This window comes from Aeromicrobium sp. YIM 150415 (assembly GCF_016918125.1).
Taxonomy (GTDB): Bacteria; Actinomycetota; Actinomycetes; order Propionibacteriales; family Nocardioidaceae; genus Aeromicrobium; species Aeromicrobium piscarium.
Genome location: NZ_JAERWM010000002.1, coordinates 20,824 through 44,105, shown reverse-complemented (window position 1 = coordinate 44,105; position 23,282 = coordinate 20,824). Strand labels below are relative to the sequence as shown.

Annotated in this window: 18 protein-coding genes; 9 read left to right on the top strand and 9 right to left on the bottom strand. The window is 68.9% G+C overall.

Going from position 1 to position 23,282, the window contains the following annotated elements; all coding sequences use genetic code 11:
- Positions 1-15: 15 nt before the first annotated feature.
- Positions 16-1,554: a dolichyl-phosphate-mannose--protein mannosyltransferase gene (locus JL108_RS00950; RefSeq protein ID WP_205196509.1), complete on the bottom strand. Its 1,539-nt coding sequence runs from the start codon at positions 1,552-1,554 to the stop codon at positions 16-18.
- A 181-nt stretch (positions 1,555-1,735) separates the two neighbouring features.
- Between JL108_RS00950 and rsmI the strand changes: the two genes are divergently transcribed.
- Positions 1,736-2,575, top strand: a complete 840-nt coding sequence (rsmI, locus tag JL108_RS00945) for a 16S rRNA (cytidine(1402)-2'-O)-methyltransferase (protein WP_205196508.1) — start codon at positions 1,736-1,738, stop codon at positions 2,573-2,575.
- 116 nt (positions 2,576-2,691) lie between these two features.
- Here the strand turns inward: rsmI and JL108_RS00940 are convergent, their stop codons facing one another.
- Both JL108_RS00940 and JL108_RS00935 read right to left on the bottom strand, forming a co-directional pair.
- Positions 2,692-4,629 (bottom strand): YhgE/Pip domain-containing protein, encoded by a 1,938-nt coding sequence (locus tag JL108_RS00940; RefSeq protein WP_205196507.1) that lies wholly within the window; start codon positions 4,627-4,629, stop codon positions 2,692-2,694.
- Positions 4,626-5,267: an ABC transporter ATP-binding protein gene (locus JL108_RS00935; protein WP_143913749.1), complete on the bottom strand. Its 642-nt coding sequence runs from the start codon at positions 5,265-5,267 to the stop codon at positions 4,626-4,628. Before JL108_RS00935 ends, JL108_RS00940 begins: the two co-directional genes overlap by 4 nt.
- A gap of 204 nt (positions 5,268-5,471) precedes the next feature.
- On the opposite strand from JL108_RS00935, the gene metG reads away from it, so the two are divergent.
- The 7 genes from metG to JL108_RS20105 all read left to right on the top strand — a co-directional run bounded on the left by metG (position 5,472) and on the right by JL108_RS20105 (position 13,608).
- Complete coding sequence (gene metG / locus JL108_RS00930) at positions 5,472-7,055, top strand: methionine--tRNA ligase (RefSeq protein ID WP_205196506.1); 1,584 nt, start codon at positions 5,472-5,474, stop codon at positions 7,053-7,055.
- Positions 7,056-7,305: 250 nt separating this feature from the next.
- Positions 7,306-8,169, top strand: a complete 864-nt coding sequence (locus tag JL108_RS00925) for a TatD family hydrolase (RefSeq protein WP_205196505.1) — start codon at positions 7,306-7,308, stop codon at positions 8,167-8,169.
- A gap of 63 nt (positions 8,170-8,232) precedes the next feature.
- Positions 8,233-9,366: a resuscitation-promoting factor gene (locus JL108_RS19665; RefSeq protein ID WP_205196504.1), complete on the top strand. Its 1,134-nt coding sequence runs from the start codon at positions 8,233-8,235 to the stop codon at positions 9,364-9,366.
- Positions 9,330-10,208, top strand: a complete 879-nt coding sequence (gene rsmA, locus JL108_RS00915) for a 16S rRNA (adenine(1518)-N(6)/adenine(1519)-N(6))-dimethyltransferase RsmA (protein ID WP_205196503.1) — start codon at positions 9,330-9,332, stop codon at positions 10,206-10,208. Before JL108_RS19665 ends, rsmA begins: the two co-directional genes overlap by 37 nt.
- Positions 10,209-10,269: 61 nt before the next feature.
- Positions 10,270-10,842: an HdeD family acid-resistance protein gene (locus tag JL108_RS00910; protein WP_143913753.1), complete on the top strand. Its 573-nt coding sequence runs from the start codon at positions 10,270-10,272 to the stop codon at positions 10,840-10,842.
- 49 nt (positions 10,843-10,891) lie between these two features.
- Positions 10,892-11,809 (top strand): 4-(cytidine 5'-diphospho)-2-C-methyl-D-erythritol kinase, encoded by a 918-nt coding sequence (locus JL108_RS00905; protein ID WP_143913754.1) that lies wholly within the window; start codon positions 10,892-10,894, stop codon positions 11,807-11,809.
- Positions 11,809-13,608, top strand: a complete 1,800-nt coding sequence (locus JL108_RS20105; protein WP_205196502.1) for an ABC-F family ATP-binding cassette domain-containing protein — start codon at positions 11,809-11,811, stop codon at positions 13,606-13,608. The genes JL108_RS00905 and JL108_RS20105 overlap by 1 nt, the downstream gene beginning before the upstream one ends.
- 116 nt (positions 13,609-13,724) lie before the next feature.
- Here JL108_RS20105 and JL108_RS00895 read toward each other — a convergent pair whose 3' ends face one another.
- Genes JL108_RS00895 through JL108_RS00870 form a run of 6 tightly spaced genes read right to left on the bottom strand, consistent with a single transcriptional unit; the run spans position 13,725 to position 22,192 of the window.
- Complete coding sequence (locus tag JL108_RS00895) at positions 13,725-15,098, bottom strand: MmgE/PrpD family protein (protein WP_205196501.1); 1,374 nt, start codon at positions 15,096-15,098, stop codon at positions 13,725-13,727.
- Positions 15,095-16,411 (bottom strand): MFS transporter, encoded by a 1,317-nt coding sequence (locus tag JL108_RS00890; protein WP_205196500.1) that lies wholly within the window; start codon positions 16,409-16,411, stop codon positions 15,095-15,097. Before JL108_RS00890 ends, JL108_RS00895 begins: the two co-directional genes overlap by 4 nt.
- Before the next feature lie 59 nt (positions 16,412-16,470).
- On the bottom strand, positions 16,471-17,391 hold the full coding sequence (locus tag JL108_RS00885) for an alpha/beta hydrolase (RefSeq protein ID WP_205196499.1): 921 nt from the start codon (positions 17,389-17,391) through the stop codon (positions 16,471-16,473).
- A gap of 4 nt (positions 17,392-17,395) precedes the next feature.
- Entirely contained in the window at positions 17,396-19,456 is a 2,061-nt protein-coding gene (locus tag JL108_RS00880; protein ID WP_205196498.1) for a hydantoinase/oxoprolinase family protein, read from the bottom strand.
- On the bottom strand, positions 19,453-21,081 hold the full coding sequence (locus tag JL108_RS00875; RefSeq protein ID WP_205196497.1) for a hydantoinase B/oxoprolinase family protein: 1,629 nt from the start codon (positions 21,079-21,081) through the stop codon (positions 19,453-19,455). Before JL108_RS00875 ends, JL108_RS00880 begins: the two co-directional genes overlap by 4 nt.
- Before the next feature lies 1 nt (position 21,082).
- A complete protein-coding gene (locus JL108_RS00870; RefSeq protein WP_205196496.1) occupies positions 21,083-22,192 on the bottom strand; it encodes a tartrate dehydrogenase in 1,110 nt (369 codons plus the stop codon).
- 162 nt (positions 22,193-22,354) lie between these two features.
- On the opposite strand from JL108_RS00870, the gene JL108_RS00865 reads away from it, so the two are divergent.
- Positions 22,355-23,263 (top strand): LysR family transcriptional regulator, encoded by a 909-nt coding sequence (locus JL108_RS00865; protein WP_205196495.1) that lies wholly within the window; start codon positions 22,355-22,357, stop codon positions 23,261-23,263.
- Positions 23,264-23,282 lie beyond the last annotated feature (19 nt).

Here is a 23,282-nt window from a genome sequence, read left to right as displayed (position 1 = left end):
CGTGACGAGATCGTCTCAGATCCAGCGGGAGAGCCACATCCGCTGATGCCACGTGTCGTAGGGGAGCAGCACATCGGTCCAGATCGGATAGAAGAACACGAAGGCCGCGGCGACGGCGGCGACGAAGACGCCGAGCGCCACCCAGAACAGTCGCAGCATGCCGCGAGCCGCCGCCCGGCGATGCACGCCGTGGACGGCCAGGCAGATGGCGATGATGAGGAAGGGCACGATCGCGACCGAGTAGAACGAGAAGATCGGCCGGTCCGCGCTGGCGAACCAGGGAAGCCACGTCGCCGCGACTCCGACGAGGGGCAGGCTCAGCCGCCAGTGCCGTCCGCGCAGCCACATGACCAGCACGGCGATGAGCGCCACGATCCCGATCCACCAGATGATCGGATTGCCGAGGATGAGGACCTCGCTGATGCAGCTCGAGTCGGCGGGCGCCCCGCACTGCGCGGCGGGCACATCGGTGGTCGTGTCGACGGCGACGGGCCGCCACTGCACCAGCCAGCCGATCGGATGGGAGGCGTAGGGGTGGGTCTTGCCGGTGAGATAGTCGCCGGTGTGGAACTCCCACGTCATGACGTGGAAGCTCCACCACGAGCGCAGTGGGTCGAGCACAGCGCCGAGAGGGCCGCCCATCGGATGCTCGACGCTCGGCCACGGGGCGTAATCCCCATAGCCGTGACCGAAGCGGTCCTCATAGGCTCCTCGGTGCCAGAACCAGCCGGCCCAGCTCAGCAGATAGACCGCTGCCGCCACCAGGACCAGACGGCAGAAGGCCGGGAGGCCGACGGCGAACAGCGACGGCACCATCGCCTTCGGTGCGCGACCATGTTCGCGTGCGCTCCGACGTCGCGCGGCGACCTCCCAGACGACCACGGTGAGACCGAAGGCCGCGAGCACGTACAGACCGCTCCACTTGGTGGCGATCGCCAGACCGAAGCACGCGCCCGCGGCGAGCTGCCACCGGCGCCATGGGCGAGGACGCTCACCTCGGTCGAGCGTGCGGTCGAGTCGTCGTCGATCGGTGACCAGACAGGCCACGGCGCATACCAGCCAGAAGGTCAGGAAGATGTCGAGGAGAGCGAGCCTGGACATCACGAAGTGGACGCCGTCGAGGGTCAACAGCAGACCACCGAGCGCCCCTACCCACAGCGAGTCGGTGAGGGAGATCAGCAGACGCGCGAGCACCATCACGGTCAGCGCACCGGCGATCACGGCACTGATCCGCCAGCCGAACGGGGTCATGCCGAAGATCGACTCCCCGAGAGCGATGAACCACTTGCCGCCGTCCGGGTGCACGATCCACGCCGGGTCCGGACTGAAGAGGGCGTTCAGATTCCCCGCCTCGATGCGGTCATTCGCATCGTCGACGTAGTCGCGGACGTAGCCGAACTGGAGCAGCGACCACGCGTCCTTGGCGTAGTAGGTCTCGTCGAAGGCGAGGACATCGGGACGGTCGAGTCGCACCACGCGGAGTGCGAAGGCGAGGACGGCGAGGGCGCTCGGCACGATCCACGACCACGCGCGCCACGTCACTCGCTCCAGCACGCGCTCCACCCTAGTGGCCGGGCCGAGAGACGCCACGTCGCGCGCCTCGAGGTCCGCCGAGTGGTGCCATCTCGCCCGCGAAACGGCTTTTCGAGGGCGAGTTTGCCCCACTCGCGGTCACGATTGCACCACTCGTGGACGACGACGGGCCCCGGGGCGAGGACTTCGCAGGCCTGCGAGGATGAGGAACGTGTTGATCCTGGCCGGCACCCCCATCGGACGAGCCGACGATGCCTCGCGTCGCCTCGGACCCGCTCTCGCACAGGCCGATGTCGTCGCGGCGGAGGACACCCGGCGGCTGCGTCGTCTCGCGGCCGATCTCGGTATCGACGTTCCCGGACGGGTGGTGTCGTACTTCGAGGGCAATGAGGAGCGGCGCACTGCCGAGCTCATCGAGGAGCTGAGAGCGGGCCGCACCATCGTGCTGGTCACCGATGCCGGGATGCCGAGCGTCTCCGATCCGGGGTACCGGCTCGTCGCGGCAGCGGTGGCCGAGGACCTGCCGGTCACCGCGATCCCCGGTCCCTCCGCGGTCCTCACGGCGCTCGCGCTGTCGGGACTGCCGGTCGATCGCTTCAGCTTCGAGGGGTTCCTGCCGCGCAAGCAGGGGGAGCGGGCGCGCTTCCTGGCCGAGCTCGCCGCCGACCGCCGCACGATGGTGTTCTTCGAGTCGCCGCACCGGACGGTCGCGAGCCTGGAGGCGATGGCCGAGGCCTTCGGCGCCGACCGCCCTGCGGCGCTGTGCCGCGAACTGACCAAGACCTATGAGGAGGTCGTGCGCCGCCCACTCGGCGAGCTCGCCGAGTGGGCGGCCGGGCAGGAGCACGGCATCCGCGGTGAGGTCACGCTCGTGGTCGCCGGGGCGCCAGCGGCGCCGGCAGCCGATCTCGATGACGAGGCGCTTGCCGGTCTGGTCGCCGAGGCGGAGTCGACCGGATTGAGCCGCAAGGACGCTATCGCGCAGGTCGCGGACCAGACCGGCGTCCGCAAGAAGACCGTCTACGCCGCCGCCCACCGCTGACCCCACCATCACGCTCCGGAGCGGTGACTTACGCACCTCTCGAACGATCCGAGAGGTGCGTAGGCCACCGCCCCGTCGGGCGAGAAGTGCGTAAGTCACCGCCCCGGGAAGGTCCGCTAGAGGGCGATCTCGGGTTTGATCTGGGAGACGGTCCAGATGCGGCGTCGATAGGCGGCGGCGCAGGTCAGAGCGAGGGCGCCGACGATATAGGCCACCAGGACCGCCACCGTGCGCGGCAGACTCTCCAGCGATGCGCCGTACATGAGGTGCCGCAACCCGTCCACGGCATAGGTCATCGGCAGCACGTGGTGGACGACCTGCAAGGGCCCGGGCAGCGTCTGCCAGGGGAAGGTCCCGCCCGCGCTGGCCAGCTGCAAGACCAGCAGCACCAGGCCGAGCAGCTGGCCCACGGTGCCGAGCCAGGCGTTGAGGGTGTGCACGATCGCCACGAAGGTCACCGAGACCAGCGCGAGCAGCAACGACACATAGCCGGCGCGTACCCAGTCGATCTCGACGGCGAAGCGCACCACGAAGAGCATCACGACGGACTGGACGACCGCGATCACCGCCGGTGTCAGCCAGCCACCCAGGGCTGTGCGCAAGGGCGACTGCCGGGCCGCGATCGCCCGGTTCGAGAGCGGACGCACCAGCAGGAACATCACATAGGCGCCCACCCAGGCACCGATCGACAGGAAGAACGGCGCGAGCCCGGCGCCGTACGAATCGGCCGAGGCCTGGGACACGTCCTCGGTGGCAATGGGGGAGGCGATCGTCTGCGCGGTCTCATCGCGTCGTTGCTCGTCCAGCGCGGGGATCGAGGAGACGCCGTCCGCGAGGCCATCGGCCAGCTCCTGGGCACCCGTCTGTGCCGTGCCGATCCCGTCGGCCAGCTCGCCCGCGCCGCTCTGCAACTGCTGCGCACCGGACAACGCCTCCTGCTGACCGCTGACCAGCTGCTGCGATCCGGACCGCGCGGTTCCTAGCCCGTCGGTGAGGGTGGCTGACCCGTCCGCTAGCCGCTGAGCCCCGTCGGCCACCTGTTGTGAACCGGAAGCGAGCTGGTCGAGCTGTCCTGAGGTCGATTGGACGCGATCGTTGAGATCGTCGAGGGGCTGACGGAAGCCGTCGAGGGTGTCGAGGATCTGCTGACGCTGCGGATCGGAGATACCCGCCGCGTCGAGCTGCTGGACGATGTCGGCGCGGATCGTGTCGAGGTCGCCGTTCGCCGTCTGGGAGGCGTTCGCGATCTCGTCGCCGATCTGCGCGATCTGAGCATTGCCGTCGGCGACCTGCCGCGCCCCCGGCGCCAGCGTGGCCGCACCGGCGGCCAACTGGTCGGCTCCGCCGGCCGCCTGGTCGATCCCCGAGGCGAGCTGCTGCTGACCGCCGAGCAGCTGCTGCTGGCCCGAGACCAGCTCACCGGCGCCGTCGCGCAGCTGTCCCGCGCCGCTCTCGGCGTCGACGAGACCATCGGCCAACTGCTGGGCTCCGTCACCGGCCTGAAGCAGCTGATCGTGCAGGGTGGAGAAGCCGAGCAGGAAGGCGCTGGCGGCCTGCTCGCTCACGTTCTGCGCGATCGAGCCGCTGACCTTCGAGAGCACCTGATCGGCGATCGTCGTCGAGAGATAGTTGTTGGCCTCATTCGTGGTGAGTGTCAGCTCGGCCTTCTTCGGTTCGAAGTCCGCCGTCGACGCCAGCGCCGAGGAGAACTCGCGCGGGATGGTGAGCGCGAACAGATAGGTGCCGTCCTGGACGCCCTGGCGGGCCTCCGCGTCGCTCACCTCCTGCCAGTCGAAGGATCCGTCCTCGCGCAGGTCGTGCGCCACATCGCGACCGGCGTGGATCTCCCCGCTCTGATCGGACTGCGCGGGGACGTCGTCGACCACGAGGGCGGCCTGCACGCTGCTCAGCTTCGCGTAGGGATCGTGATTGGCCCACAGGTACAGCGAGGCGTACAGCGTGGGGATGAGGGTGATGGCGAGGATGGCGAGTGCCGGCATCCTCCCGGCGGTCAGCCGGCGGAACTCGCTGATGGCCATGCGGAGCGAGGTCATGCGATCTCCTCAGAGGTGCCGTCGGCGGCATTGCCGAGTCGGGTCGCCGGGAGCCCGAGCGTGCGGGCGCTGGCCGTCATGAGCTGGAGGACGACCACGAGGTCGCGGCGGGCGATCCGGTCCGCCACGTCATAGGCTTCGTCGCCGAGGGCGCCGTAACGGTCCGGTGCGCAGATCACCAGTGCCTCCACGCCGGGCCGGAGCGCGGCGAGTTCGCTCAGCAGGTGCACGCGCACGGGACCCGGCACGTCCTCGACGCGCGTGCCATGCCAGTCGAGGGCGTCGTGATGCTCGAGCCAGGCGCGTACTGCCGCGGGGCTGGCCGTGCGGCGAGCCATCGCGAGCTCCTCGCCGACGACGGTCGACAGCTTGACCACGTCATCGGGCTCCGACACATCGGGCACATCGACGAGCGCGACGCGCTCGCGCAGGCCCTGACCGTCGGGGCTGCCGTCCAGCAGGACGGTCCCGCCATCGGGACGCAGCCGGCCGCCCAGCACCAGGGACAGCGCGGTGTGACCCGTGCCGGGAGGACCCTCGACGAGGGTGACCTCTCGGCTCCTCGCGGTCAGGGTCGTGGGACGCAACAAGACCGTGTGTGGCCCGTCCACCGTGACATCGTGGGTCTCGATCTGCATGCTCAGCCTTCATCGTCGTGCTCCGCCCTCGAAAGGGCCAACTGATCCATGGTCCATGACGAATGTCAGGGAATCGAGCCGATCGGGTATGGCGAGCCCCACGTCGGACCGAGATGTGCTGGGTATTCGTCGATCGAAAGGACGCCGCGTTGACGAAGTGGGAGCACATCTCGGTCCAGGGCGGGCCTCACTAGACTGGGACGTATGGCCACCGACCGGACCTTCTATGTCACCACGCCCATCTACTACGTCAACGACGCACCGCATATCGGGCACGGGTACACGACGGTCATGGGCGACATCCTGTCGCGCTGGCACCGCCAGCGCGGCGAGAAGGTCTGGTACCTCACCGGCGTCGACGAGCACGGCCAGAAGGTGCTGCGCAAGGCCGATGCCAACGGCGTCTCGCCGCAGGAATGGGTCGACCGCCTCGTCGAGGACGAGTGGAAGCCGATGCTGCGCACCATCGACATCGCCAATGACGACTTCATCCGCACCACCGAGGAGCGTCACGAGAAGGGCGCGCAGGCCTTCTGGCAGGACCTCTACGACCGCGGCGCGGTCTACAAGGGTGGCTTCTCGGGCTGGTACAGCGTCAGCAGCGAGGAGTTCGTCGGCGATGACGATGTCCGCGACGGTGAGGGCGAGGACGAAGGCTTCAAGATCTCCGTACTCGACGGCAGCCGCGTCGAGTACATGACCGAGGAGAACTACTTCTTCCGGCTCAGCGACTACGCCGACCGCCTGCTGGAGCTCTACGAGCAGCACCCGGAGTTCATCCAGCCCGAGTCGGCGCGCAACGAGATCGTCTCATTCGTCAAGCGCGGCCTGAAGGATCTGTCGATCTCGCGGTCCACCTTCGACTGGGGCATCCCCGTCCCGTGGGACTCCTCGCACGTCCTGTACGTGTGGATCGAGGCGCTGCTCAACTACGTCACGGCCGCGGGCTACGGCGTCGATCCGGAGCGCTTCGAGGAGCTGTGGCCGGCCGACATCCACATCGTCGGCAAGGACATCGCGCGTTTCCACGCCGTGATCTGGCCGGCGATGCTGATGGCCGCCGGTCAGCCGGTGCCGCACCGTGTCTTCGCGCACGGCTGGCTGCTCGTGGGCGGTCAGAAGATGTCCAAGAGCAAGGCCAACGGCATCCACCCCAATGAGATCGTCGAGACCTTCGGTTCCGACGCCTACCGCTACTACTTCAGCCGCGCCCTGACCTTCGGCAGCGACGGGTCGATCTCCTGGGAGGACATCGGCGCCCGCTACCACGCCGAGCTCGCCAACGGCTTCGGCAATCTCGCGTCCCGCGTCGCCGCGATGATCGGCAAGTACCACGGCGGGCAGTTGCCCGAGGCCGGCCCGTTCAGCCAGCCGGAGAAGGCGCTGATCGACGATATCGGCGCCGCCGTCGGTGCGGCGGATGCAGCCATCGACCGTGTCGCTCCTCAGGACGCGATGAACGAGGTGTGGCGGATCGTCGAGTCCCTGAACGGCTATCTCACCGAGCAGGCTCCGTGGAAGGTCGCCAAGGACGACGAGCAGAGCGAGCGCCTGGCGACCATCCTCAACACCGCAGCGGAGGGCCTGCGCGTGCTCGCGGTCGTGCTCAACCCCGTGCTGCCCAAGGCGTGCGCGGCGCTCTGGGAGTCGCTCGGCGCGGAGGAGTCGCTCGGCGCGCTCGCCGACCAGCCCCTCGCGGATGCCGGCCGGTGGGGACAGCTCCCGGCAGGCACCACCATCACCAAGGTGCCCTCGCTCTTCCCCCGCCTCGAACTGGACCACGCATGAGCCTCGGTTCACCCCTCGGTGGTCGAGTAGCCACGCCCTTCGATACGCGGCTCGTTCCTCACCGCTACTCAGGAACCGGGATCTCGGTTCCTGAGTGCCGCCGAGGAACGAGGCGGTGTATCGAAGGGCGGTCGCACTCGACCACCGAGGGGTCGACGGGGGTTCTCGGTGGTCGAGTAGGTGAGTGCGCTCCGCGCGCGAGCCGTATCGAGACCACGTGTGCGGCAGATCATCTCGCGGGTGCTGTCCGATGACGGTCACCGAAGGGTGGCCGGAGGCGCCGGCACCGTTGCCGGCGCCGGTCGTCGACAACCACTGCCACCTCGATCACCGGATCAAGGGCGGTCTGCTGATCCCGGTCGAGGAGGCCCTCGATCGCGCCGCCGCCGTCGGGGTCACCCGCATCGTCCAGGTGGGATGCGATCTGGAGAGCAGCGAGTGGGCCGTGGAGGCCGCCCGCGAGCACGACGCGGTGGTCGCCGCGGTCGCGATGCACCCCAATGACGCCGCCCGGATGGACGACTCGGTGTTAGATGGCGCACTCTCGCGCATCGACGAGCTGGCCGCCGACCCGGCGGTGCGCGCTGTGGGGGAGACGGGGCTCGACTACTTCCGGACCGGGCCGGAGGGACGCCCGCGTCAGCAGCGGTCCTTCCGCGAGCACATCGCCATCGCCACGCGTCACGACCGCACCCTCGTGATCCACGATCGAGACGCCCATGACGATGTGCTGGCGGTCCTCGACGACACCGGGATCCCGGATCGCGTGGTCATGCACTGCTTCTCCGGGGGGCCGGAGTTCGCCCTGGAATGCCTGGAACGCGGGGCCTTCCTGTCCTTCGCCGGTACCGTCACCTTCAAGAACGCCGAGTACCTGCGCGAGGCGCTCCGGGTGACTCCGCTCGATCGCGTCCTGGTCGAGACCGATGCGCCGTTCCTGACCCCGGAGCCCTATCGCGGACGTCCCAATGCCTCCTTCCTCGTGCCCCATACCGTGCGGCGCATCGCCGACGTCCTGGACCTCGATCTGGTGTCGCTGTGCCGGCAGATCGACGAGAACACGAGCCGTGCCTTCGGCGGCCCGTGGGCTTCGCATGGTGGTCAACGGACTTGACGGGCCGTGGCAGCCTCGTTCAAGGTGGACAGGTTGTCAACGGAATGTGTTGAGGTTTGATTCGTGCAGTTTTCGGTCCCAGAGATTCATCCGAAGAACGTGCTGAAGATGGTCGCGGCCGTCCTGGTCGTCCTGATGGCGACGGCAGGACTCGTCGCCGCGGCTGACTTCGACAAGCGCGTCACGCTCGATGTCGACGGCGTCGTCACCGAGACCCGTACGTCCGCGGAGACGGTCGACGAGCTTCTGGCGAGCAAGGGCGTCGAGCCCCGCCAGGAGGACAAGCTCTCCCATGAGCTGGACGAGACGGTGGAGAACAACGCGACGGTCACCGTGCGTTACGCCAAGCCGGTCACCGTCGTGGTCGACGGCGAGTCGACCGATGAGGTCAGCTACGCCACGACCGTCGGCGACCTCCTCGACGACCTGGAGGTGACGCCCGAGAAGGGTGCCTACCTGTCCTCGGATGTCGATGAGAATGTCAATCGCTTCGGCGAGGAGATCGTCGTCAGCAATCCCAAGACCCTCACGGTGACCGCCGATGGCGAGGACACCGAGGTCGAGACCAACAAGCCGACCGTGGGCGATGTACTCGACGAGGCCGGCGTGAAGCTGGACGAGGACGACGAGGTCGATCCCGGTGTCGACAGCTTCGTCGCCGCGGACACCGCGCTGAAGGTCGTGCGCATCGAGAAGGTCACGCGCACCGAGTCCGTCCCGATCGACTTCGAGACCGAGGTCACCGAGGACGGCGAGCTCGAGAAGGGCGAGAAGGAGGTCGTGACCGAGGGCGAGGCCGGCGAGGCCTCCGAGGAGGTCAACCTCGTCCTCGCCGATGGCGAGGTCCGCGAGCGTGAGGTCGTCTCGCGCAGCACGACCCGTGAACCCGTGTCGCGGGTCGAGAAGCACGGCACCAAGGAGCCCGAGCCCGCCGGCTCGGACGCCCCCGCCGTGCCCGGCGACAGCGTGTTCGACCAGCTCGCACAGTGCGAGTCCGGTGGCAACTGGGCCGCCAACACCGGCAATGGCTACTACGGCGGCGTGCAGTTCAGCGCGCAGACGTGGCGGGCGGTCGGTGGATCGGGTCTGCCGCACGAGAACAGCCGCGAGGAGCAGATCCACCGCGCGACGATCCTGCAGCAGCAGTCGGGCTGGGGCCAGTGGCCCGCCTGCTCGGCCAAGCTGGGTCTGCGCTGACCAGCCCGGTGCGCCTGCTGGGCGCCTCGGACATCCGGCGGATCGCCGCCGAGGTCGGATTGCGACCCACCAAGCAGCGGGGACAGAATTTCGTCACCGATGCCAACACGGTCCGCCGGATCGTGCGTGAGGCCGGGATCGATCGAGACGACTCCGTCGTCGAGATCGGTCCCGGCCTCGGCTCGCTCACCCTGGGTCTGCTGGAGGTGGCCGATCACGTCACGGCCGTCGAGGTCGATGACGTCCTGGCCGGCCGGTTGGCGCAGACGGCGCGCGAGTTCGCTCCCGAGCGGTCGGATCGGCTGGAGATCGTCCACGCCGATGCCCTGCGCATCGACACCGTGCCGGGACCCGCGCCCACGGCACTCGTCGCCAATCTCCCGTACAACGTGTCGGTGCCGGTCCTCCTGCACTTCCTGGAGACCTTCTCCTCGCTGCGCGAGGTGCTCGTCATGGTCCAGGCCGAGGTCGCCCATCGTCTGGCCGCGGGGCCCGGCTCGCGCACCTACGGCGTGCCGAGCGTCAAGGCGCGGTGGTACGGCGATGTGCAACTCGCCGGAACGGTGGGGCGGACGATCTTCTGGCCCGTGCCGAATGTCGACTCGGCCCTCGTCCGAGTGACGCGCCGGACACCGCCCGAGGCCGATCGTCGGCGGACCTTCGCTCTGGTCGACGCCGCCTTCGCGCAGCGACGCAAGACCCTGCGGGCGGCGCTCTCGTCCCACTTCGGCGGGGGCGAGCAGGCTGAGCAGGCGCTGCGGGCGGCGGGGATCGACCCGCGGACCCGCGGCGAGCAGCTGACGGTCGAGGATTTCGCGCGGCTTGCCGCATTCACGGCCTGAGACGGCGTACGCTCCGTGTAGTAGCGACACGTAGTTTCCGTCCGATCGCCGGGAGGCCGTCATGTCCCACGTCGCCGATTCCTCGCCCGTCCGCTCGCTCGCGACGACGATCTGGTGGCTCATGCTGGCCCGCGGCATCCTCGCGCTGATCTTCGGCGTCGTGGCCGTCGTGGCGCCGGTCAGCACGCTCGCGGCACTGCTCATCATCTTCGGCGTGTTCAGCGTCGTCGACGGCATCGTCGCCGTGGTCGGCGGTATCGCGACCCGGGGGACGTCCTGGGGGTGGGTGGTCTTCAACGGCCTCCTCGGCATCGTCATCGGCGTCATCGCCCTGCGCTACCCCGAGACGACGTTGCTGGCGATGGTGCTCGTGATCGCGGCGTGGGCGCTCGTCACCGGCTTCTTCGCGATCTTCGGTGCGATCGAGGGACGTCGTGAGGGTGGTCGGGCGTGGGGGTGGACCCTCGTCTCGGGCGTGCTCAGCGTGCTGCTCGGCCTGCTGTTCACGCTCGACCCGGTCGCCGGGGCGGGCACGCTGGTCCTCATGACCGGGATCTACGCGGTGCTGCTGGGAGCGACCTGGATCGGCGTGGCGCTCACGGTGCGCAGTGAGGCGCGTAGCGCGGGGCGTTGAGCCGCTCACCACGTCTCGCGGAAATCGTGGGGTGCCGTAGGTTGGTGCAGTGCTCCCCGTCACCGTTCGCGCTCCGGCCAAGATCAACCTCGTGCTCGAGGTCGGTGCGGGCCGTCCCGACGGCTTCCATGCCCTCTCGACCGTCTACCACGCCGTGTCGCTGTACGACGAGGTCACGGCGACACCCCATGACGATGCGGTGCTCGCGGTGCGTGTGCTCGATGCCGATTCACTGCGCGAGCGCACCGATGTCCCGCGCGATGAGAGCAATCTGGCCATCCGGGCGGCGGACCGCCTGCGTTCGCATCTCGGCCGACCCGAGCTCGGTGCCGATCTCCTGATCCATAAGGGGATTCCGGTCGCCGGCGGCATGGCCGGCGGTTCCGCCGATGCCGCGGCGACGCTGGTCGCGTGCAACGAGGCCTGGCAGGGGGGCCTGAGTCGCGCCGAGCTGGAGCCGATCGCCGCGGAGCTCGGCAGCGATGTGCCGTTCCTGCTGCATGGGTCGACCGCAGTCGGGACGGGTCGTGGCGAACAGATCGCCCCGGTGCTCGCACGTGGACACTTCCACTGGGTTCTCGCCACATTCGCCGAGGGCATGTCCACGCCCGAGGTCTATGAGGAGCACGATCGCCTCGGCGGACGATCAGGGACCTTCGGGGAGGCCACACAGCATGTGTTGGAGGCGCTCCGCGACGGCGATCCGGAGGTGCTGGGCGGGGCGCTGGTCAATGATCTCGCCGATGCGGCACTCGCACTGCGCCCCGAGCTGGCGGGTGTGCTCGCCCTCGGCCTCGAAGCGGGAGCCGTCGGCGGACTGGTGTCCGGGTCGGGGCCCACGCTGGCGTTCCTCGTGCGCGACGAGATCGCCGCCGACGATCTCGCGGAGATTCTGCGCGGGGCCGAGGTAGCCGATGTCGTGCTGACGGCCGCGGGGCCCCGACCGGGAGCGAAGGTGGTGCGCTGATGCCACCGCTGATCGTCGCCGAGAAGGTCCACGTGGCCTTCCCGACGGCAGGACCGGTGCTGCGCGACGTCACCCTCGGCCTGGCGGAGGGCGACCGCGTCGGAGTCGTCGGCCGCAACGGCGACGGCAAGTCGACATTGCTGCGGGTCCTTGCCCGCGAGCTGGAACCGGACTCCGGACGCGTGACCTGGCGGCGGGACCTCGCGGTCGGATATGTCGACCAGAGCGATGTCCTCGACCCCGCGGCGACGGTGCGCGATGCGGTCGTCGGCGATGCCCTCGATCACGAGTGGGCCGGCGACGCCCGGACGCGTGACATCGTGTCGGGACTCGTGCCTCCCGATGTCGCATGGGAGGCGCGGATCGGCGAGCTCTCCGGCGGTCAACGTCGCCGGGTCGCCTTGGCGAGTGTGCTGGCGCGGTCCTGGGACGTGCTGGTGCTGGACGAGCCGACCAACCATCTCGACCTCGACGCCGTGGTGTGGCTCGCTGGTCATCTACGGCAACGGTGGCCCGCGGGGAGCGGCGCATTGGCGGTCATCACGCACGACCGCTGGTTCCTCGACGAGGTGTGCACGACGACCTGGGAGGTCCACGACGGCACCGTCGACGCCTTCGAGGGCGGGTACGCGGCGTACGTGCTGCAACGCGTCGAGCGGGACCGGCAGGCCGCCGCGAGCGAGGCCCGCCGGCAGAACCTGATGCGCAAGGAGCTGGCCTGGCTGCGTCGTGGCGCGCCGGCGCGCACGTCCAAGCCGAAGTTCCGGATCGACGCGGCCAATGAGCTGATCGGTCGGGAGCCCCCGGTCCGCGACGGGGTGGAGCTGACCCAGCTCGCCACGGCGCGGCTGGGCAAGGACGTCGTAGACCTTCTCGATGTCGACGTCGACCTTCCCGACGGGCGTCCGGTGTTGCGCGATATCGAGTGGCGGATCGGGCCGGGGGAGCGTACGGGCATCCTCGGCGTCAACGGAGCGGGCAAGTCGACCCTGCTCGGCCTCGTCACCGGCGGTGTGGCCGCCAGCCGTGGCCGGGTCAAGCGTGGCAAGACCGTCGAGGTGGCCGTGCTGAGCCAGTCCCTGCACGAGCTGGACGATGTGGCCGAGGAGCGGGTGAGCGACCTTGTTGGCCGTCAGCGGGCCACCTATGTCGCCGGCGGCAAGGAGCTGACACCCGGGCAGCTGCTGGAACGGCTGGGGTTCCGCACGCAGCAGCTCTCGACCCCGATCAAGGATCTCTCCGGCGGGCAGCGTAGGCGTCTGCAGCTGCTGCTCATCCTGCTCGCCGAGCCCAATGTCCTGATCCTCGACGAGCCGACCAATGACATGGACACCGACATGCTCACGGCGATCGAGGATCTGCTCGACACCTGGCCGGGCACGCTTCTGGTGGTCTCGCACGATCGGTACCTGCTGGAGCGGGTCACCGACCAGCAGTACGCGATCCTCGACGGCCGGCTCCGCCATCTCCCTGGCGGAGTAGACGAGTATCTGGTCCTGCGCGAGAAACAGGAACAGGAGCGGGACTCCGCGTCGGGGGCACCGCGCGGCGTATCCCAGTCCGAACAGTCGGGGCTGTCCGGTGCCGAACGACGGTCGGTGCAGAAGGACATCGCCTCCGTGGAGCGCCGGATGGAGAAGCTCTCGGCGAGTGTCGACGCGCTCCACGCCCGGCTGGCCGCGCACGACCAGAGCGACTACGAGGGTCTGCAGCGTCATACCGAGGAGCTGCGCACGGTCGAGGACGAGATCGCCCGGCTCGAGGAACGCTGGCTCGAGCTCTCCGAATCCCTCGACTGAACATGGTGGCCGAATGCTCAATAGAATGGCGGCCGAATGCTCAATAGTCGTCTTCGGGCTGGTAGATCTTTGCCGAGTGCTCTCGCGCGAGTCTCTCGCCCGACCCCGTCGTCACCTCAGCATTGGCCGGGGACCATCGCGCTGAAGAGCGGGGCGAAGTCCGAGCGTTCTTCCAGCCCGGCCACGAAGGACAGCACCTGGGACTGGGCCTCCGGGGTCAGCCGGCCGTCCGCCATCTGAGTGAATTTGGCCTCGACCGAGGTCACGAGGGCACGCAGAGGTGCGTTCGACTCCGGTGAGATGACCTCCTGGGTCAGTGTCGTTCCGTCGTCGAGGGTCAGCGTGACCCGGTTCGCCAGATGTTCGGGGAAGAGCGCGGTCAGTGCCGGGTCCTCGCGCACCGTCGTACAGCTCATGAGCGCTCTGGCCCGCGGGTCGCCGATGTGTTCGTCATCGAAGGACGCGAGCGTGAGCTCACCGTCGAGCAGGCCGCGGGCGACGTTGTACGGCAGGCTGTGATCGGCCGTCTCCCGGGTGGTCGGATTCCATTTCTCCTCGTCGCTCGCGGTGATCCGGTGTGCGATGTCGGTCGTGTCCACTTCGATCGCGACGATCTGTTCGAGCGAGCGCACCCGGGGCCTGAGCTGGATGGCGGCGGCCACCGCCGTCTGGAGTTCACCATTGGTGGGGAAGGGCTTGATCTTCGATGCGAGGATGCGGAAGTCGTCACCGGGCTGTCGGGCGAAGCCATCGACCTCGACGCGGACCTCGCCGCCCGTCACCTGCCGGAAGAAGCCCATGTCGCCTTCGAAGATCGGCGAGGGACCGGTCATCCCGGCGCGAGCGAGTCGTGCGGCGAAGACGGCATTGCGTGCCGCGTTCGCTGCCGAGCACCCCTTCCAGTCCGAGAGTTCTCCCGAGCGGACCTGACGCATCGCGATATGGCCGTTCAATGCCAGATTGATGGCCTGCGCCGTCTGTGCCTCGCTGAGGTTCATCAGCCGCGACGCGGCGGCGGCGACGCTGATGAGCACGAAGTTGACGTGATCCCAGCCGCGGCGGTTGAGCCCGACGGCCTCCTGCCAGCGCATCTGGATCTCATAGGCCACCACGATCGCCGCGATGAGATCCCGCCCGGAGGCGCCTTCCGCTTCGGCCACCGCGAGACAGGCAGTGATGTTGTCGCTGGGATGGCCCGGCTCCTTGGCCATGTACCCGTCGTTGTAGTCGAGGAAGCGGATGAGGCTGCCGTTGACGAAGGCCGCCAGGTCGGAGGTGGTGCGCGATGTGGTTCCGAGGATGCTCGCTTCCGATGCCGGCACCTCCTGGGCGACACGCAGCGCCGCCTCCACCGGTGATGCACCGTAGGCACCGAGAGCACAGGCGAGGCTGTCGACGACGCGATCCTTCACGCACTGCACGACCTCCGGCGGCAAGGCATCGGCATCCAGGGTGCAGGTGTAGCGGGCCAGCTGTTCGGCGAGGTTCATCGAGGGTCCTTCCGGGTGGGTGGGTGGGGTGGTGGATCGCGATGGAGATCGAGTGAGCGCTCCGGGGGCTGAGCACGTGAGCGGGCGTATCCGGCGGTGGCCAGCGCCATGATCGCGAGGGTGAGAGAGCCTCCCGCGAGCATGGCGATGCGCGGGTCGGTCTCTTCGGCCAGCCAGCCGAGCACCGGTGCGCCGATCGGCGCACCGCCCATCAGCACCATGAGGAAGGCGGCGACGGCACGTCCGCGCATCCGCGGCTCGGAGGTGGTCTGGATCGTCGCATTCGCCGCCGTGATCATGGCCAAGGAGGAGAGCCCCAGAAAGGGCAGCACGAGGACGAAGGCCAGGTATCCGGGCATGAGGGCGGCGATGATCTGCAGGACCCCGAAGGCGAAACCGGCCGCCGCCACGCCTCCGAGCCGTAGGCCGCCGAAACGGGCCACCGCCAGCGCTCCGGCCAGCGAGCCGATGGCGGCGGCGGTCGCCGCCATGCCGTACTCCTTCGGACCGAGCTGATAGACCTCCGTCACCATGAGCGGTGACAGGGTCTGGAAGGCCTGGCCGGCGACACCCACGACAAGTGCGCAGCCGAGGAGGAACAGCAGATCGGGGCGGGACCGAACATAGTCGAGACCTTCGCGGACACCGGCTCGTTGTCCTTGGGACAGGGGGCCGGACCGGTGCAACCGCGCCGGGTCGATGGCCCAGAGCGCCGCGAGCATCGCGCCGTAGCTCGCCGCGTTGATCACGATCACCCATCCGGTCGCTCGGATACCGCCTCCGAGGGCGGCGATGAGCAGCCCGGCGATCGCCGGACCGATCAGCCGTGCGGAGTGCATCGAGGCGGAGTTCAGCGCGACAGCGTTCGCGATGTGGTGAGGGGCGACGAGCTCCGTCGCGAAGGACTGCCGTGCGGGGGCATCGACCGCTGCCGCCGTGCCGAAGACCACCACCAGCACCAGTACGTGCCACGTTTCCGCCCGTCCCGTGACGGCCATGGTTCCGAGCACCAGTGAGGGCAGCGCCATGGCGATCTGGGTGTAGCGCAGGATCCGTCGCCGCGGCCACCGGTCGGCGATCGCCCCGGCCCACGGTGTCAGCAGCAGCGAGGGCAGTAGCTGCAGGCCGGTGCAGATGCCCAGCATCGTGCCGCTTCCGGTGAGCGCGAGGATCAGCCAGTCTTGGGCGATGCGCTGCAACCAGGTGCCGATATTCGAGACGAGGGCGCCTCCCGCGTAGATGCGATAGTTCGGCGTCCGGAGGCTCGCGAAAGTGGAGGGGCCCCGTCGTGAGCGAGCGCGGCGCGAGAGCATTGCCATATGCTATAGCAAATTGGGCAGGCAGCGCCAGGGGCGAGGCGGGATAGCCGGGGTCAGCCCTCGGGATCATCGAGAACGGCACGGAACGCCAGACACATCGCCCTGGCGGCTCGTCCTGCGGCCGGAGCCGAGGGCGCGAACTTCCAGAAGCCGTGCGGGAGCGTCGGTTCCTCGAACTGCACGACCCGGCCGCCGGACGCGCGAAGCGCATCGGCGAAGACCCGGGCATCGTCTCGCAGCGGATCGAGGCCGGCACCGAGCAGGACCACGGGTGCCAGGGACGACAGCCGATCGGACAGCAGGGGTGTGAAGCGCACGTCCCTCCGGTCCGCTGGGTCGGTCAGGTACTGCTCGAGGAGCCAGTCGAGTGCCCCGGTCGTCAGCCCCGGCCCGTGGGCGAACTCGCGACGTGAGGGCAGCTCGGCCGGGCCGCCCAGCACGGGGTAGGCGAGCAGGAGGCCCACAGGAGCGGAGGGGGTGCCGCTGAGGGCGAGGGCAGCGTTGACGGCCAGGTTCGCGCCGGCACTCGGACCGGCGACGGCGACGCGCGGCGTCGCGGCCCGGCCGAGCAGCCCCGCGCCCTGGGCCTGCACCCACCGGATCGCGCCGACCGCGTCGTCGTAGGCCGCCGGGAACGGGTGCTCGGGGGCCAGCCGGTAGTCGACCGACACGACGGTGCGGGACGTGACATCGGCGACCATCCGCGCCTGGCCGTCCTGGCTGTCGAGATCGCCCTTCACGAACCCGCCGCCGTGGAACCAGACGATGATGCAGTCATCACGTCGACGGCGATAGACGCGGACCGGTCGATCTCCCCCCTCCAGCCGCGCGATCGTGTCGTACGCGTCATCCCGAGGGGAGGGCGGGGTACCGCGGGATCGCAGCGACGCGAGCGATGGCGCCTCGGCCTGAGGATCCGGGGTCCCCAGGAGCCGGCCGACCACGGGGTCGAGTCGCGGATGCTGCGTGGCCACGAGGTCAGCCGATCGAGACGAGCAGGTTGAGCCCCTCGTCGACGACGGCGGTGGCATCGGGACCGATCACGCACGAGGACTCGCGTTCCTCGAACACCGCCGGGCCCACGACCACGTCGCCGGGCCGCATCGCGTAACGGTCGTAGACCGAGGCCTCGACCGTTCCCGTCTCCGGAAGGTGGACCGTCCGGGTGCCGCGTGACGGCTTCCCTCCGGTCGACTCCATGCCGAGGCCGAAGTCGGCACTCGGGCTCGTCGCCGTGAGGCGCCAGGCGACCACCTCGATGCGTCCTTCGTCGACGACCCGTCCGAAGACCGCTCGGTACGCCTCCGCGAAGGCAGCGAGGAGCGGTAGCGTGCCACCGCCGTCGAGACATCCCGCGGGGAGGGGCACCTCGATCTCGAAGCCTTGTCCGACGTAGCGCATGTCGGCGGTGAACTCCAGGTCGATCTCGTCGTCGCCAAGGACATGCCGGGCCCGTCGCTCCATGTCATCGAACAGTGCGCGGACGTGCTCCCAATCGAGCTCGGTGACCTCCGACTGGTGGCTCCGCACCTCGTTGACCAAGGGCGGCGCGACGAGGAATCCGTAGGCCGACATGACGCCCGCACGCAGCGGCACGATCAGTCGTGACAGCTTCAAGGCCTTGGCGAGGGCATAGGCATGGACCGGTCCGGCGCCGCCGAAGGCGAGCAGGGTGTGGTCGGACGGGTCGAGGCCCTTCTCGGCCAGGTGCATTCGGGTGGCGGCGGCCATGCTCTCGGTGACGACCCTCTCGATGCCCACTGCTGTCTCCAGCGGGCTCAGCTCCAGCTCCTGTGCCAACCCGGCTTCCAGGCGCGCTTCCACCGCCGGCAGATCCAGGTGCATCTCGCCGCCGAGGAAGTTGTCGGCATCGAGGAAGCCGAGCCAGGCATCGGCATCGGTGACGGTCGGGGACGTGCCGCCGCGGCCGTAGGCGATCGGGCCGGGAACCGAGCCCGCGCTGCGTGGGCCGACCTTCAGCAGGCCGAGTCGATCCCGACTGGCGATCGAACCGCCGCCGGATCCGATCTCGATCATGTCGACCACCGTGAGCTTGACCGGAAGACCCGATCCCGGCTTGAACTTGTCGACACGCCCCGCCTCGAAGTCGTGGGTGACCCGCGGCCGGCCGTGATGCACGATCGCCATCTTGGCGGTGGTCCCGCCCATATCGAACGAGATGACGCGATCGGCAGCGACGGAGCGGGCCACGGCGGAGGCCGCGATCGCCCCGGCGGCGGGACCGGACTCGAGCAGCCGCACGGGGTGTGCCTTGGCCTCGTCGAGTGTCGTGATGCCGCCACCGGAGAGCATGATGCGCAGCGGTGCCGCGATGCTCATGGCGTCGAGCTCGACGCGGAGCCGGTCCAGATAGCCTGCCATCAGCGGCTGCACATAGGCGTTCATGCAGGCCGTGTTGCCGCGTTCGTATTCGCGCATGACCGGTGCGACCTCGGCCGACAGTGTCACCGGCAGGTCGGGAAACTTCTTCGCGACCAGGTCGCGCACCCGCAGCTCGTGGAGTGGATCGACATGCGCGTGGAGCAGGCAGACGGCGAGGGCCTCGGCTCCCCGTTCCCGGAGGACGGCGACCCGCGTCAGCACCTCCTCGTCGTCCAGCGGTTCGAGTTCCTGTCCCTGGGCCGAGAGGCGTCCGCCGATCTCGAGCCGCATGTCGCGCTGTACCAGCGGTGGTGCCGGGCGCGCGAAGAGATCGGTCGTGTCGAAACGGATCTCCTGGCCCATCTCGGGGATGTCGCGGAAACCCCGGGTCGTCAGGAAGCCGACCTGTGCACCGGTCCGTTCCAGCACCGTGTTCGTCACCAGCGTGGTGCCGTGGACGACACCGGCGACATCACCGGGCCGGGTCTCGGTCTCACGGAGGATACGCGCGATGCCGTCGGTGATCGCGACGTGCGGCGCCTCCGGCGTCGTGGGCAGTTTGCCGGTCCAGGTCAGCGCACGAGAGGGATCGTGGAGGAGTAGATCGGTGAAGGTGCCGCCGACGTCGACGCCGATGCGGACGTTTCCGGTGCTCATGCCGGGGCCTCCGTCCGGTCGATGGCCGCGCTGACATAGCCCATGGCCTCGTCGAGGGTCACGAGATCGGGGTCGCGCAGGTCAGGATCGCCGTAGCCGCCGCCTCCGGGGAACGAGATGACGACCGTCTCTCCGGGGGCCAACGAGGTCACCGACTTGAGCGGGACCGTCTCCCCGGAACCGAGCACGGCGGCCGCGGGTGCGCCATCGCCCCCGCCGAGGACCCCGCGAGCCGGATGGGCCTGGCGGTCGCCCAGCAGCGCCATCTGGACGGGTCGGGAGGTGGTGTTCTCCACCTCGATGACCTGGCCGAGTCCTCCGCGGAAGGTCCCGGCTCCCCCTGAGTCCCGGCGCAGTTCCTTGCGGAGGACGCGCAACGGAGACGATGCCTCCAGCGCCTCGATGCTCCCGCTGCCGGAGTTGGTGGGGAAGGCGGTGGTCGCGAGCCCGTCCCGGTGAGACGATGCGCCCATCCCGGCATTGGCGAAGAGCATGAGGGCGAACGGCTCGCCGGCATCGTCCCGTCCGCTGAAGCGGACGCGGAGGGCGGGTGCGCCCCCACTGTCGGCGATGATCTGCTCGGGCAGGACGGGCGCGAGAGCACGGTAGATGGCGGACGAGAGAAGGTGCCCGGTCAGGTGCCGGGCGACGACCGGGGCCGGGAAGGCGGGGTTGACGATGGTGCCCTCCGGGGCGGTCACCGTCATGGCGCGGTAGGAGCCGTGGTTCGTGCGGGTGGCAGGATCGAGGACCAGCTTGAGCGGGTACATCGAGTAGGCGCGGGTGTAGTTCATGGTGCAGTTGGTGGGGAAGTCGACCTGTGCCGACGTCCCCGTGTAGTCGATGGTGATCTCGTCGCCCGCGATCGTGACGGTGCAGGCGATATGGGTCGGGTGCCCGGGCACGCCATCGGCATCGAGCTCAGAACGGTAGATGCCGTCGGGGATGTCCCCGATGGCCGATCGCATGGCCTGGTCGGTGAGCAGATGCACCGCATCGGCGAAGTCGTCGAAGCTCGTCTCCTCGAACTCCTCCAGGAACTCCGAGGCGCGTCGGCGGCAGACCTCGTGTGCGGCTGCCTGCGCCTGCAGGTCGCCCCAGACTTGGTCGCGGAGCCGGACATTCGCCAGCAGGAGGGTCTTCACCTCGGCATTGAGTTCCCCCGCGCGGTAGAGGTGGATCGGAGGGATGAGCACGCCCTCGGCCGTGAGTTCCGTGCTGAGGCCGGTGCCTCCGCCGATATCGGGGAGGTGGGCGGCGGTCCCGGTGAAACCGACGAGCGCGCCCTCGTGGAACAGCGGCGCGATCATGGCGACATCGGGGAGATGGCCGGTCGCGATCCACGGATCATTGGTGATGACGCGATCGCCTTCGGACCACGACTCGGGAGGCATGGTCTCCAACAGCAGTTCCGTCAGCGTCCCGATGAGACCGGCGAAGGCCGGGATGCCGGCACGCGTCTCCGCCATGGTCCGACCTCGTCGGTCCATGATGACGACCGTGTAGTCGTTCGACTCGCGGATGATCGTGGAGAACGCCGAGCGGAGCATGATCGAGGCGGCCTCGTCGGTCGCCGCGGACAGGCGGTCCCATTGCACTTCGAGACGGATCGGATCGAGGTCCACGTCAGACACCTCCGTCGAGATCGGGCGATGCGGCGGGCGCGCGGAGGCGATCGGCGATGGCCGCGCCGAGCTCGACCGTCGTGGCGTCCCCTCCCAGATCGGGAGTCTTGGGAACGGTGTCATCGGCCAATACGGACTCGATCGCCGTCACGATCGCCTCACCGGCATCGTGTTCGCCGAGGTGATCGAGCATCATGGCCGCGCTCCAGATCTGTCCGATCGGGTTCGCGATGCCCTGGCCGGCGATATCGGGTGCGGAGCCGTGGACGGGCTCGAAGAGGCTCGGGAAGGTGCCCTCGGGATTGATATTGGCACTCGGCGCGATGCCGATCGTTCCCGCGCAGGCCGGGCCGAGGTCGGAGAGGATGTCGCCGAACAGGTTGCTCGCGACCACGACATCGAACAGTTCGGGGTGGAGCACGAAGTTCGCGGTGAGGATGTCGATGTGGTACTTGTCGGAGCGGATATCGCGATAGCGGGCGGCCATGGCCTCGGCGCGTTCGTCCCAGTAGGGCATCGAGATGGAGATGCCATTGCTCTTGGTGGCCCAGGTGAGGTGCTTCGCGGGCCGGCGCCGGGCGAGCTCGAAGGCGTAGGCCAGCACCCGGTCCACTCCGACGCGTGTCATGACCGTCTCCTGGAGCACCGTCTCGCGCTCGGTCCCCTCGAAGATCCGCCCGCCGATGCTCGAGTACTCACCTTCGGTGTTCTCGCGAACGACGTAAAAATCGATATCCGCCGGCGAGCGGTCGCGCAGGGGGCTGGTCACTCCCTGGAGGAGCCGCACCGGCCGCAGGTTGACGTACTGGTCGAACTCACGGCGGAACTTCAGCAGGCTCCCCCAGAGGGAGACGTGGTCGGGTACGACCTCGGGCCAGCCGACGGCACCGAAGAAGATCGTCTCGAACTGCATGAGCGTCTCCCGCCAGTCCGGCGGCAGCATCGTCTGGTGTCTGCGGTAGTAGGCGGCGCTGGCGAAGTCGAACTCCTCCGCGTCGATCTCGAAGCCGAAGAGCTCCGCCGCCCGTCGCAGCACCCGAAGTCCTTGCGGCACGACCTCGACTCCGATGCCGTCGCCCGGAATGACGGCGATGCGGTAACTATGTGACACCTAGCGGCCCACCTTCACATGGTCGTTGTCCGCCGGAGGTCCCGGCGGGCTTCTCAACGTAGTGAACGGGCTCACCCCGGTCCTAGAGCTCTTGAGGCAAGGTAGAGTTTCGCGTCGAGAAAGCTTCGGCGCAGGAGTCGAGACCAGGGAGAGGTGATCGTCGTGCCCGGTTCGGTCGACGAGCTGGAGTTCTTCGCGGTCATCGCGACGAGCGAGACGCTGACGGCGGCGTCACGGGACCTGGGGTGCTCCTTGCCGGTCGTCAGCAAGCGGCTCGCGGCGATGGAGCGACGGTTGGGGGTCCGCCTGGTCGATCGCGGTACGCGCAAGCTCGTCCTCACCTCCGAGGGAGCCGCGCTCGCGAAAGGGATCGATCCGATCCTCGCGGACATCCAGCGGCTCGAAGACGAGGTGGCCGGTCAATCGACCGAGCTGCGGGGCAGACTCCTGGTGGAGTCGACGCTCGGCCTCGGACGCACGCACGTCGCTCCGCTGCTCGGCGAGTTCGCCTCGCTGCATCCCGATCTCGACGTGCAGCTCACGACCACCCCGCTGCCGGTCAGCCCGCATCGACGCGAGTTCGACGTCGCCGTCCACGTGGGTTCGACGCACGACTCCACGCTGCGGATCCGCCGACTCGCGCGCAACCGCCGGGTGGTCTGCGCATCGCCGGAGTACGTCAGCCGGTTCGGCGCTCCCACCACGGTTCAGGAGCTGTCCGAGCACAACTGCATCCTGCTGCGCGAGAACTACAGCGACTACGCGCTCTGGCGATTCGGCGACGGCTCCGACGAGTTCCGCGTCCGCGTCGACGGAACGCTCTCGAGCAATGACGGCGATGCGGTGACCGCGTGGGCACTCGACGGGCACGGACTCATCATGCGGTCGTGGTGGCACGTGGGTCCGTTGATCGCGGAGGGTCGGCTCGTACAGGTCCTGACCGAGGTGGCCACGCCCAGCGCGGACGTGTACGCCCTGCACGCCGATACCCATCACGTTCCCGCGCGGGTGACGGCGGCCATCGATTTCCTCGCCGAGCACCTGCCCGGACGGTTGCGGATGGCCGACTGAAAGATCACCTTTCGCCAGA